Raw genomic sequence first — 12,225 nt, forward strand, 5'->3', positions numbered from 1 at the left:
AAGGTTGAATTCACGCATGAGCCAAGCCCCTCTCGTCCTCGTCGACGGTTCCTCCTACCTGTACCGCGCCTTCCATGCCCTGCCGCCGCTGATGACTTCGGCGGGCCTGCCCACCGGTGCGGTCAAGGGTGTGCTGAACATGCTCAAGAGCCTGCGCAAGCAGTACCCGGACAGCCCGTTCGCGGTGGTCTTCGACGCCAAGGGCGGGACCTTTCGCGATGCGATGTTCGCCGAGTACAAGGCCAACCGGCCGTCCATGCCGGACGAACTGCGGGTGCAGGTGGAGCCGCTGCACGCAACGGTGCGGGCCCTGGGCCTGCCGCTGTTGTGCGTGGAGGGCGTGGAGGCCGATGACGTGATCGGCACCCTGGCCCGGCAGAGCGCGGCGGGCGGGCGCCAGGTGGTGATCTCCACCGGCGACAAGGACATGGCGCAGTTGGTCGATCCGCACATTACGCTGGTCAACACCATGACCGGTAGCACGCTGGACATCGATGGCGTGAAAGAGAAATTCGGCGTCGGTCCTGAGCTGATCATCGATTACCTGGCCCTTATGGGCGACAAGGTCGACAACATCCCCGGCGTGCCCGGCGTGGGCGAAAAGACCGCCCTGGGCCTGCTCACCGGCGTGGGCGGCGGGCTCGATGTGCTCTACGCCAGCCTGGACAAGGTGCCCGAGCTGCCGATCCGCGGTGCCAAGGGGCTGCCGGCCAAGCTGCTGGAGCACAAGGACATGGCCTACCTGTCCTACCAGCTCGCCACCATCAAGTGCGACGTGGAGCTGAACGTCGAGATCGATGCCCTGCACCCCGGCGAGCCGGACCGCGAGGCCCTGGCCGAGCTGTACCGCACCCTGGAGTTCAAGAGCTGGCTGGATGACCTGCAGCGCCAGGCCAAGTCGGACGGCGAACAACTGGCCCTGCTGGATGCCCCCGCGGAGCCGGCCGTCGAGACGCGCTATGAAACCGTGCTGGAGCAGGCCCAGTTCGACGCCTGGCTGAAGAAGCTGGAGGCGGCGCCGCTGATCGCCTTCGACACCGAGACCACCAGCCTCGACGCCCAGCAGGCGCAGGTGGTGGGGGTGTCCTTCGCCGTGGAAGCCGGTGAGGCCGCCTACGTGCCCCTGGCCCACAGCTACATGGGCGTACCCGCGCAGCTGGACCGCGACGCGGTGCTGCAGGCCCTGAAGCCGCTGCTGGAAGACCCGGCCAAGGCCAAGGTCGGCCAGCACGCCAAGTACGACATGAACGTCCTGGCCAACGCCTCGACCCCTATCACTGTCCAGGGCATCGCCTTCGACACCATGCTCGAGTCCTATGTGCTGGACTCCACGGCCACCCGGCATGACATGGACAGCCTGGCCCTGAAATACCTGGGCCACAGCACCATCCGCTTCGAGGACATCGCCGGCAAGGGCGCCAAGCAGCTGACCTTCGACCAGATCGCCCTGGAGCAGGCCGGCCCCTACGCCGCCGAGGACGCTGACGTGACCCTGCGCCTGCACCAGGCGCTGTGGCAGAAGCTGGAGGCTGCCCCGTCCCTGGTCACGGTGCTGAAGGACATCGAGATGCCGCTGGTGCCGGTGCTGGCGCGCATCGAACGCAACGGTGCGCTGGTGGACGGCAAGCTGCTGGGCCAGCAGAGCCTGGAGCTGGGCGAGAAGATGGTGGCCCTGGAGCGCCAGGCCTACGAGCTGGCCGGGCAGGAGTTCAACCTGGGCTCGCCCAAGCAGCTGGGCGCCATTCTCTACGAGAAGCTCGGCCTGCCGGTGCTGGCCAAGACCGCCACCGGCCAGCCGTCCACCGCCGAGAACGTGCTGGCGGACCTGGCCGAGCAGGACTTCGAGCTGCCCAAGGTGATCATGCAGTACCGCTCCCTGAGCAAGCTCAAGAGCACCTACACCGACAAGCTGCCGGAGCAGATCAACCCGCGCACCGGGCGCATCCACACCTCCTACCACCAGGCGGTGGCGGCCACCGGGCGCCTGTCCTCCAGTGATCCGAACCTGCAGAACATCCCGATCCGCACGGCCGAAGGGCGGCGCATCCGCCAGGCCTTCGTCGCACCCAAGGGCTACAAGCTGCTGGCGGCGGACTATTCGCAGATCGAGCTGCGCATCATGGCCCACCTGGCCAAGGACGAAGGCCTGCTGGACGCCTTCCGTCACGACCGCGACGTGCACCGGGCGACGGCGGCGGAAGTCTTCGGCGTCGAGCTGGACCAGGTCAGCAATGACCAGCGCCGCAGCGCCAAGGCGATCAACTTCGGCCTCATCTACGGCATGAGCGCCTTCGGCCTGGCCAAGCAGATCGGCGTCGACCGCAAGCAGTCCCAGGCGTACATCGACCGCTACTTCGCCCGCTACCCCGGCGTGCTCGCCTACATGGAGCGCACCCGCGAGCAGGCGGCTGCCCAGGGCTTCGTCGAGACGCTGTTCGGGCGCCGGCTGTACCTGCCGGAAATCCACTCGAAGAACCAGGCCATGCGCAAGGGCGCCGAGCGCACCGCGATCAACGCGCCGATGCAGGGCACGGCGGCGGACATCATGAAGCGCGCCATGGTGGCGGTGGATGCCTGGCTGCAGGAGAGCGGCCTGGATGCGCGGGTCATCCTCCAGGTGCACGACGAACTGGTGCTGGAGGTGCGCGAGGACCTGGTGGACACCGTGCGCGACGCCATCCGTCCGCTCATGAGCGATGCCGCCGAGCTGGATGTGCCGCTGGTGGTGGAAGTCGGGGTGGGCGACAACTGGGACGAGGCGCACTGAGTGCGCCCATCGGCTTAGCGCTGTTTCGCATAAGGGGCAGCGCTGACCGGGCGAATAATTTCTGACGCAGCGGTGAACTTTTGTGAAGCATGCCCGGTCAGAGACTGGGAATGGCTGGTGAAGCCTTCGATGCTCCTTTTGCTGTGTTTAGTGTTGGCAGATATCTGAACCCCGCCCTAGCGGTTCAGACTTGAACCCCGGAACTTCCCCCTCCCCATACGAAGTCCGGGGTTTTTTTTGCCTGCGATTCAGGCGTCGGATGCGTCGTCGCCGTCTTCTTCGAATTCCTCGCCCAGCTGCAGCCAGCGGGCCAGTACGGCCTGGGCCTCTTCCACGCCCTGGCGCTTGGGTGCGGAGAACAGCTGGATGCTGACGTCATCGCCCCAGCCCTTGCGGATTTCCTGGCGCACTTTCAGCAGCGCGTTCTTCGAGGCGCCATAGGCCAGCTTGTCGGCCTTGGTCAGGAGGATGTGCAGCGGCATGTGGCCGGCGCTGGACCAGTCCAGCATCAGGCGGTCGAAGTCGGTGAGCGGGTGGCGGATGTCCATCATCAGCACCAGGCCGACCAGGCTCTCGCGGCTGCTCAGGTAGGCCTCCAGGTGGTGCTGCCAGTGCTGCTTGAGGGGGATCGGCACCTTGGCGTAGCCGTAGCCGGGGAGGTCCACCAGGCGGCGGTCCTCGTCCAGGGAGAAGAAGTTGAGCAGCTGGGTGCGGCCCGGGGTCTTCGAGGTGCGCGCCAGGTTGGCGTGGGTCAGGGTGTTCAGCGCGCTGGACTTGCCGGCGTTGGAGCGGCCGGCGAAGGCGACCTCCAGGCCCTGGTCGGGCGGGCACTGGTCCACCTTGGCGGCACTGATGAGGAAGCGGGCCTGCTGGCACAGGCCGATGATCGGATTCTTGAATGACATGAAGGAGTCCACAGGGTGCGACCTGGTGTCGCAGAGGGCGGTTTCGTTTCCGTTTGGGCAGCGCCAGTATATAATGCCGCAGATTTAGTGTGCGCTTTATCCCCCAGGGTACAAGGGCCACGGGAACGACCAGGGCACTGCAGAAAGCCCGGCGAAGCCCCTCTGATGAGGTTGATCATGAAGAAGATGGTATTCGTCGCAAGCCTTGCGGCGCTGGCCTTTGGCGCTCAGGCTGCTCAGGATCCGGAAGCCGTTTTCAACCGGACCTGCGGGGCCTGCCACAATGGTCAACTGCCTATGGCGCCCAAGAAGGGCGACAAGGCGGCCTGGGAGCCGCGACTGGCCAAGGGCACTGATGCTCTGGTTCAGAGCGTCACCAATGGTTTGAACGCCATGCCTCCCCGAGGCTTGTGCATGGACTGCAGTGCCGAAGACTACAAAGCGGTCATCCAGTGGATGAGCCAATAACGAAGGTAGTCGGGCGCTAGATTCTTTCACCCTTAGCCGTAATTGGATTAGCTGATGAACAAAGTACTCGTGAGTCTGCTGTTGACCCTGGGCATCACCGGTCTGGCCCACGCCGCAGGCGACGCCAAGGCCGGCCAGGCCAAAACCGCCGTATGCGGCGCTTGCCACGGTCCGGACGGCAACAGCCTTGCCCCGAACTTCCCCAAACTCGCCGGCCAGGGCGAGCGCTACCTGCTCAAGCAGCTGCATGACATCAAGGACGGCAAGCGCCAGGTGCTGGAAATGACCGGCCTGCTGACCAACCTCAGCGACCAGGACCTGCAAGACATCGCCGCCTACTTCTCCAGCCAGTCCGGCAGCGTCGGCGCCGCCGATCCCAAGCTGGTGGCCCGTGGCGAAGCCCTGTTCCGTGGCGGCAAGCTGGAAGAAGGCATGCCCGCCTGCACCGGCTGCCACTCCCCGAACGGCGCCGGCAACGCCGCTGCCGGCTTCCCGCACCTGGGTGGCCAGCATGCCCAGTACGTGGCCAAGCAGCTGACCGATTTCCGCGAAGGCAACCGCACCAACGACGGCGACAACATGATCATGCGCGCCATCGCCGCCAAGCTGAGCAACAAGGACATCGAAGCCGTTTCCAGCTATATCCAGGGTCTGCACTAAGCTTTCCCGAGCGGTAGTAAACGGTAAATGAAAGGGTGGCTATGGCCACCCTTTTTCATTGGCAGCCTCGCTACAATGCGGAACCCGCCCAGCGGCCCCCGGTCGAAGCTGGGCCCGTCGCAGAACCCCACGATCCGTCTAGGAGCCAAGCATGCGTAACCTGATCCTTTCCGCCGTACTCGCCAGCGCGAGCCTGTTCGGCATGACCGCCGCCCACGCCGAAGATATCCAGGCGGGCAAGCAGTATGTCGAGCTGAGCAGCCCGGTGCCGGTCTCCAAGCCCGGCAAGATCGAGGTGGTGGAGCTGTTCTGGTACGGCTGCCCGCACTGCTACCAATTCGAACCGACCGTCAACGCCTGGTCCGAGAAGCTCCCGGAAGACGTCAACTTCGTGCGCGTTCCCGCCATGTTCGGCGGCCTGTGGAACGTCCACGGCCAGCTGTTCATCACCCTCGAGAGCATGGGTGTGGAGCACAGCGTGCACAAAGCCGTGTTCGACGCCATCCACAAGGAAGGCAACAAGCTCGCCACCAAGGAAGCCATGGCTGATTTCCTCGCCGCCCACGGTGTCGACAAGGAAGCCTTCCTCAAGGCCTTCGACTCCTTCGGCGTGAAGAGCCAGATGGAGAAAGCCAAGAAGCTGGCAGTCGCCTACCAGATCTCCGGCGTACCGACCCTCATCGTCAACGGCAAGTACCGCTTCGACATCGGCTCCTCCGGTGGCCTGGAGCAGACCACCGCCGTCGCCGACTACCTGATCGCCAAGGAGCGTGCCGCGAAGTAAGCGGCACCGGGGCAGGCCCATGCTGCGCCGCTGGAGCAACGATCGCACCGCTGGCCTGCGCACCGCGCAGGTCAACCCTCATTGCGACGCCAGCGGCTTGCCCGAAGACGGCCGGCTGCGCCTGCTCAGCTTCAACATCCAGGTCGGTATCAACACCGGCCACTACCGCCACTACCTCACCCGCGGCTGGCAGCACCTCCTGCCCCATGCCGGGCGAGCCGGCAACCTCCAGCGCATCGGCGCCCTCCTGGGTGACTTCGACCTCGTCGCCCTGCAGGAAGTGGACGGTGGCAGCCTGCGCTCCGGCTACGTCAACCAGGTCGAACACCTGGCCCAGCTCGGTGCCTTCCCCTACTGGTACCAGCAGCTCAACCGCAACCTCGGGCGCCTGGCGCAGCACAGCAACGGCCTGCTCAGCCGCCTGCAGCCCACCCAGCTGGAAGACCACCCCCTGCCTGGCCCGCCCGGTCGCGGCGCCATCCTCATGCGCTTCGGCGAAGGCGACGACGCCCTGGTGGTGGTGATGATGCACCTCGCCCTCGGCACCAAGGCCCGCACCCGCCAGCTCGCCTACATCCGCGAACTGATCGGCAACTACCGCCACCAGGTGCTCATGGGCGACATGAACACCCACGCCACCGACCTGCTGCACCACTCGCCCCTGCGTGACCTCGGGCTGCTGGCGCCGCAGGTCGAGGCCACCTTCCCGAGCTGGCGCCCCCAGCGCTGCCTCGACCACATCCTGCTCAGCCCCAGCCTCACCCTGGAGCGCGTGCAGGTGCTCAGCCAACCCATCTCCGACCACCTGCCGGTGGCCGTGGACATCCGTCTGCCCGCCTCCCTGCGCGGCGACGCACTCCCGGCCAGGCTCGACCCTTCCGGATCCGCACCATGAGCGACGACGGCCAGCGCTGGAAAGCCAAGTACCTGGAAAGCCTGGAAGAGCAGGAAAAGCTCGAACGCCTCTGGGAGGCGCGCCTCGACCTGCTGCGCCGAGGCCTGGTGCGCAGCTCCCTGGCCGCCGAAGGCACCGACAAGGCGGTGGACGCCTGCATGCAGGAGCTGCGGGAAATCATCCGTGGCGACAAGATCGACGCCGGCCTGTCCGCCCTCATCCCCCGGCTGGAAAAGGCCGTGCTCGACTCCGAGCAGCGCCGCCAGCAACGCATCCAGCAGAACGTCGGCGCCCTGGGTGGCCTGGCCAACCAGCTGCTCAAGCTCGACGTCCCGCGGGAGGTGCGCAAATCCCTCAAGCAGTTCGCCAAGCGCCTCGACGAGCGCGCCGGCAGCTCCCGCGAGATGCCCGCCCTGCTCAGCGAGCTGAGCGAGCTGCAGAACCGCGCCCTCGAAGTGCTGACCGGCGACGCCCCGCCGCCGCGTCCCGGCCTGTTGCAGCGGCTGTTCGGCAACGGCGAGGGCGGGGCCGACGAGGCCCAGCCCGGCGCGCCGGATGCCCCCGTGGCCAGCGCCCCGGCCGCGCCTGCCCCGGTGCCTGCCCTGGCCCCGGACGACGACGAAGACGACGACGCACTGGACAGCCCCGCCACCGCGCCCCAGCCTTCTGCACCTGCACCTGCACCTGCACCTGCACCTGCACCTGCACCTGCACCTGCACCTGCACCTGCACCTGCACCTGCAACCAGTACCGCAGCCCCGTCGAGCACTCCCGAGCCGGCAGCAGACGTCTTCGCCCCCAGCGCGCCAGCGCCGGATGCCCCGCCCGCTGCCGCCCCGGTCGCCCTCGCGCCCAGCCCGGCCACGCCCGAGGTAGCGCCCGCGTCCGCCGTCCGGCCCGTAGCCGCTGCGGATGAACCCCGCCCGGGCCTCGACAGCCTGCCCATGCCCCACAGCCTGATCACCGGCGAAGGGGACCCGGCCTACGAGCTGCCGCCCGCCCCCGAGCCCGGCTACAGCGCGGTCGCCCCCCACGTCGCCGCCAGCCTGCGCAGCCTGCTGGACGAGCTGGAGCTGCCCGAACGCCACAAGCCCCAGGCCGAAGACCTGCGGCGGCGCCTGGAAGGCAACCTCAACTGGTACGAACTGGTCCCCGTGCTGGATGACCTCGCCGTGCTGGTGCTGGCCATCACCGACAACGGCCACCGCGAATTCGCCGGCTACCTGCAGCAGCTCAACGAGCGCCTGGCGGCCTTCGTCGCCACCCTCACCAGCGCCCACCAGGGCTACAACGACGAACTGCAGAACGCCCGCCAGCTCGACGACCAGCTGCGCGAGCAGGTCAGCGGCCTGCAGAACAGCGTGCAGGAGGCCACCGACCTGGACGACCTCAAGCGCGCAGTCGAACAGCGCCTCGAAGGCCTGCTCAGCACCATGAACAGCTTCCAGCGCGAGCGCGAAGTGCGCGAGGCCGAGGTCAGCGGGCGCCTGCAGAGCCTCATCGAGCGCGTCTCCACCATGGAGCAGGAAGCCAACACCTTCCGCGACCACCTCGAAGAGCAGCGCCAGAAAGCCCTGCGCGACACCCTCACCGGCCTGCCCAACCGCGCCGCCTGGAGCGAACGCCTGGAACTGGAAGTGGCGCGCTGGAAGCGCTACGGCGGCGAGCTGCTGCTGGGCGTGCTGGACATCGACCACTTCAAGCGGATCAACGACAACTACGGCCACCTGGCCGGCGACAAGGTGCTCAAGCTGATCGCCGGCGAGATCGCCAAGCGCCTGCGCAAGACCGACTTCATCGCCCGCTTCGGTGGCGAGGAGTTCGTCCTGCTGATCCCCGCCACCCAGCTCGACGGCGGCCGCCAACTGCTGGACAACCTGCGTGCCGGCATCGAGCAGTGCCCGTTCCACTTCAAGGGCGAGCCGGTGACCATCACCCTCTCGGGCGGGCTGGTGTCCTTCGCGCAGGGGGAAAGCGACGCGGCTGCGTTCGAGCGTGCCGACCAGGCCCTCTACCGGGCCAAGCGCGGTGGCCGCAACCGCATCGAACTGGGTTGAGCGCCGCCTACGCGGCGCTCGTCAGGTAGGGCTTCCACGCCTCCGGCACCTGCTCCAGGCGCGGGTAGTCCAGCGCATCCAGTTGCAGGCGCGACAGCACGAAGGGCGTATGCCGCAGGTTGCGCGGCACCGCCCGCAGCTCCGGCAGCCACAGGCTCACGTACTCCGCCTCCGGGTCCAGATGGCGCGCCTGGCGCAGGGCATTGAACGCCTGGCTGCGCTGCGGATCGCTCGCCACCCCGGCCAGGTAGGCCCAGTTGCCCCAGTTGCTCGCCGGGTCGTGGTCCAGCAGGTGCTCCTCGAACCAGGCCGCGCCATGGCGCCAGTCCTGCTGCAGGTCGCTGACCAGGTAGCTGGCCACCACCTGGCGCAGGCGGTGGGCGAGAAAGCCCGTGGTCGCCAGCTCGCGCATGGCCGCGTCCACCAGGGGCAGGCCGGTGCGCCCGTGGCACCAGGCCTCGAAGCGCGCGTCCAGGTTCTGCGGTGCCCGCGCCGTGGCGCGCACGCCGCCGGGCTGGAACAGCGCCTCGCCGTGGCGCAGCAGCGTCCAGCGGAAGAAGTCGCGCCATAGCACCTGTTCCCACAGCAGGCGGGTCGAGGCATTGGCGCCGTACTGCGCCTCGTGGCGGCGCAGCTCCGCCACCACCCGGCGTGCCGACAGGCAGCCGTTGGCCAGCCAGGGGGAGAACTTCGAGGAATATTCGGTTCCGGTCAGGCCGTAGCGGGTGGTCTCGTAGTCGCGCACCCCGCGCCCTTCCCACAGGTAGTCGCGCACCCGGGCCAGGGCCGCCGGTTCACCGCCGGCGAAGGGGAAGGTGCTGTTCACATGGGCCAGGGGCTCCCCCAGGCCGAGGCGGGACAGGCTCGGCAGCGGCTCGAACAGCCGCTCCGCCGGTTCCGGCGTCGGGGGCAGGGCGGCCGGGGCCGAGCGCGGCTGGAACACGCTGAGGCGTTGCTGTACCTGGTCGCGGAACTGGCTGAACACCGCCGGCAGCGCCTCCACCGGCGCCGGCAGCTCCTCGCGGCGCAACAGCGTATCGCCGGCGAAGGTGGTCAGCGGCACGCCGGCCAGGGCCTGGCGGGTCTCCTCGATCAGCGTCCGCGCCGCCGGTGCCACCTCGTCCAGGGTCAGCACCTCGTCCAGCTGCAGGTGGTCCACCAGCGCTGGGATCACCTGGGACGCCACGCCCTGCACCACCAGCAGGCGTGAGCCGCGGTGGCGCAGCTCGCCGTCCAGCGCTGCCAGGCTTTCCAGCAGGAAGCGCATGCGGTGCACGCCCATCGGGCGGGTGCCGAGGGGGCCGGGGCGCAGCAGGGTCGGGTCGAAGACGTACAGCGGCAACACGCGCTCGGCGCCCAGGGCGGCCTGCACGGCCGGGTGGTCGTCGAGTCGCAGGTCCTGTTTGAACCAGAGCAGGCGACGCATGGCGAGGGTCCTCATTGGGCAGGTCCGTTTCCCGGGTTGTCCTTGTGTCTGTACACGTTATAGGCAATTTCCGGTCGTTGAACAGTGCCGTCCGGAAGGGCCGGACGCACGCCGGGCGGCTGCGTATAATCGCGCCCCCTTGCCTGGCACCCCCGCGATGAACGGGGGGCCGTCATCCTCACCGGAGCCTTTCGATGCGTGCATCCTTCCACCGCGCCGCCTGCTGGCTGGGCGCGCTGGCCCTGGGCCTGTGCTCCGCCCAGGCGCCTGCCGAATCCCTGCTGCCGCTGATGGACAGCAACCTGGCGTTCACCACCCTGCCCTATTCCGCCGGGGAGAGTTTCGTCCGCCCTGGCAACGAGGCCCCGCGCCCGCCCCTGGCCAGCGCCGGCCTCGGCTGGCGCGCCAGCAGTGCCGAGCACCTGGCCCTGAGCGGGCTGAGCCTGATCGTCGCCGCGCCGGAGCTGGAGCTGCTGGACCTGGCGCTGCTGCCCCGGGACGACGCCCGCGAACCGGGCCGCACCGCCCAGCTCAGCGGCACCTGGCTGTATGCCTTCGGCATCGGCGACAGCGAATGGCTGCTGGACGGCGGCCTCGACTGGGCCGGCAGCGAAGGCTCGCGGGCGGCCGGCTTCGGCTTCAGCCCGCAACTCAGCTTCGATGCCGGCGACTACTTCTTCTCCCGCGAGCGCGAGCTGCTGCTCGGCCTGCAGTACCTGCAGCAGAGCGGCGGCCTGGGCCTGGGCGACGACCGCCTGCTGCCCCTGCCGGGCGACCAGCGCGCCCTGCGCGGCACCCTGCGCTACCGCTTCTGACGCCTCGCCGGGTGCCGCTCGACGGCACCCGGCCCACCCTCCTACCATTCCGTATCCCGCACAGGAGCGCTCATGGACATCCTCGGAATCGCGGTGCTGATCTTCCTGGTCACCGACCCCTTCGGGAACATCGCCATCTTCATCGCCGCCCTGAAGAACGTCGCCCCCGAGCGGCGCCTCAAGGTCGCCCTGCGCGAGCTGGTGTTCGCCCTCGGCCTGCTGCTGCTGTTCCTCACCTTCGGCGAGAACATCCTCAGCGGCCTGGGCCTGTCCCGCGAGGCCATCGCCATCGCCGGCGGCATCATCCTCTTCATCATCGCCCTGCGGCTGATCTTCCCCCGGCCCGAAGGCGTGCTCGGCGACCTGCCCGGCGGCGAACCGATGCTGGTGCCCCTGGCCACCCCGGCGGTGGCCGGCCCCTCCGCCCTCGCCGTGCTGATGACCCTGCGCAACACCCACCAGGGCCAGCTGTGGGAGCTGTACATCGCCGTGATCCTGGCCTGGGCCTGCACCGCCGTGATCCTCCTGCAGGCCGCCTTCCTCCAGCGCTTCCTCGGCGAGCGCGGCCTCATGGCCGTCGAGCGCCTCACCGGCATGCTGCTGATCATGCTCAGCGTCGACATGCTCCTGGACAACCTGCAAAGCGTGTTGCACATCCGCCCATGAAACGACTTCTCCCCCTCGGCCTGTGCCTGACCCTGCTCGGTGGCTGCGCCCACGACGGCCTGCAGATCGACCGCAGCCACCCCTCGCAGAACCAGAACAGCCGGGTGCAGTACATCGTCCTGCACTACACCTCCACCAACCTGGCCAACTCCCTGCACCTGCTGACCGAAGGCGACGTCAGCGCCCACTACCTGATCGGCGCCCAGCCGCCCACCGTCTACCAGCTGGTGAGCGAGGACCGCCGCGCCTGGCACGCCGGGCAAAGCGAATGGCAGGGGCGCACCTGGCTGAACGCCAGCACCATCGGCATCGAACTGGTCAACGAAGGCTACCGGCAGACCGGCCACGGGCTGGAATGGGAGCCCTTCGACGAGGGCCAGATCAACGCCCTCATCCCGCTCCTCAAGGACTTGGTCAAGCGCCACGGCCTGCCTCCGGGCAGCATCATCGGCCACAGCGACATCGCCCCCCAGCGCAAGGTCGATCCGGGCCCGCTGTTCCCCTGGAAGCGCCTGGCCGACGCCGGCCTGGTGCCCTGGCCGGACGACCGCGCCGTGGCCGAGGAACAGGTGCGCTTCGCCACCGCCCTGCCCACTGTGGACTGGTTTCAGATGCAGCTGGAGCGCCAGGGCTATGCCGTGCCGCGCAACGGCCAGCTGGACGAGGCCACCCGCAACGTCATCGCCGCCTTCCAGATGAAGTACCGCCCGAGCCGCTACGACGGCCAGCCGGACGCCGAGACCGCCGCCCTGCTGCTGGTACTCAACCGCGGCGCGCGCTGA

The 12,225-nt window shown here is 68.4% G+C and carries 11 protein-coding genes; 9 read left to right on the forward strand and 2 right to left on the reverse strand.

The window, feature by feature from the left end; genetic code table 11:
* The first annotated feature begins 16 nt into the window (after positions 1-16).
* Entirely contained in the window at positions 17-2,767 is a 2,751-nt protein-coding gene (gene polA / locus RTK35_RS07260; protein ID WP_316907704.1) for a DNA polymerase I, read from the forward strand.
* 248 nt (positions 2,768-3,015) lie between these two features.
* On the opposite strand, the gene yihA is transcribed toward polA, so the two are convergent.
* Positions 3,016-3,672 (reverse strand): ribosome biogenesis GTP-binding protein YihA/YsxC, encoded by a 657-nt coding sequence (yihA, locus tag RTK35_RS07265; RefSeq protein WP_236212541.1) that lies wholly within the window; start codon positions 3,670-3,672, stop codon positions 3,016-3,018.
* A gap of 177 nt (positions 3,673-3,849) precedes the next feature.
* On the opposite strand from yihA, the gene RTK35_RS07270 reads away from it, so the two are divergent.
* From RTK35_RS07270 to RTK35_RS07290, 5 genes are all read left to right on the forward strand, one after another.
* Entirely contained in the window at positions 3,850-4,140 is a 291-nt protein-coding gene (locus RTK35_RS07270) for a c-type cytochrome (protein WP_044403820.1), read from the forward strand.
* Between the two features lie 54 nt (positions 4,141-4,194).
* Positions 4,195-4,800 carry a c-type cytochrome gene (locus RTK35_RS07275; protein ID WP_044403817.1) on the forward strand — a complete coding sequence of 202 codons (606 nt, stop codon included), beginning with the start codon at positions 4,195-4,197 and terminating at the stop codon, positions 4,798-4,800.
* A gap of 151 nt (positions 4,801-4,951) precedes the next feature.
* The gene (locus tag RTK35_RS07280) at positions 4,952-5,584 is read left to right on the forward strand and encodes a thiol:disulfide interchange protein DsbA/DsbL (RefSeq protein WP_074969963.1); all 633 of its coding nucleotides are present in this window, start codon (positions 4,952-4,954) and stop codon (positions 5,582-5,584) included.
* Positions 5,585-5,603: 19 nt separating this feature from the next.
* The gene (locus RTK35_RS07285; protein WP_139233606.1) at positions 5,604-6,479 is read left to right on the forward strand and encodes an endonuclease/exonuclease/phosphatase family protein; all 876 of its coding nucleotides are present in this window, start codon (positions 5,604-5,606) and stop codon (positions 6,477-6,479) included.
* Positions 6,476-8,536, forward strand: coding sequence for a diguanylate cyclase (locus tag RTK35_RS07290; protein WP_316907705.1), 2,061 nt, complete (start codon positions 6,476-6,478; stop codon positions 8,534-8,536). Before RTK35_RS07285 ends, RTK35_RS07290 begins: the two co-directional genes overlap by 4 nt.
* A gap of 7 nt (positions 8,537-8,543) precedes the next feature.
* Here RTK35_RS07290 and RTK35_RS07295 read toward each other — a convergent pair whose 3' ends face one another.
* On the reverse strand, positions 8,544-9,962 hold the full coding sequence (locus tag RTK35_RS07295; RefSeq protein ID WP_236214494.1) for a DASH family cryptochrome: 1,419 nt from the start codon (positions 9,960-9,962) through the stop codon (positions 8,544-8,546).
* A 194-nt stretch (positions 9,963-10,156) separates the two neighbouring features.
* Between RTK35_RS07295 and RTK35_RS07300 the strand changes: the two genes are divergently transcribed.
* The 3 genes from RTK35_RS07300 (at position 10,157) to RTK35_RS07310 (ending at position 12,225) form a co-directional block, all read left to right on the forward strand.
* Positions 10,157-10,777, forward strand: coding sequence for a hypothetical protein (locus RTK35_RS07300; RefSeq protein ID WP_316907706.1), 621 nt, complete (start codon positions 10,157-10,159; stop codon positions 10,775-10,777).
* A 72-nt stretch (positions 10,778-10,849) separates the two neighbouring features.
* Positions 10,850-11,443: a MarC family protein gene (locus tag RTK35_RS07305; RefSeq protein ID WP_142013132.1), complete on the forward strand. Its 594-nt coding sequence runs from the start codon at positions 10,850-10,852 to the stop codon at positions 11,441-11,443.
* Positions 11,440-12,225 carry an N-acetylmuramoyl-L-alanine amidase gene (locus tag RTK35_RS07310; RefSeq protein ID WP_222900643.1) on the forward strand — a complete coding sequence of 262 codons (786 nt, stop codon included), beginning with the start codon at positions 11,440-11,442 and terminating at the stop codon, positions 12,223-12,225. The genes RTK35_RS07305 and RTK35_RS07310 overlap by 4 nt, the downstream gene beginning before the upstream one ends.

This window comes from Pseudomonas sp. zfem003, from assembly GCF_032621675.1.
In the GTDB taxonomy this organism is placed as follows: domain Bacteria; phylum Pseudomonadota; class Gammaproteobacteria; order Pseudomonadales; family Pseudomonadaceae; genus Metapseudomonas; species Metapseudomonas otitidis.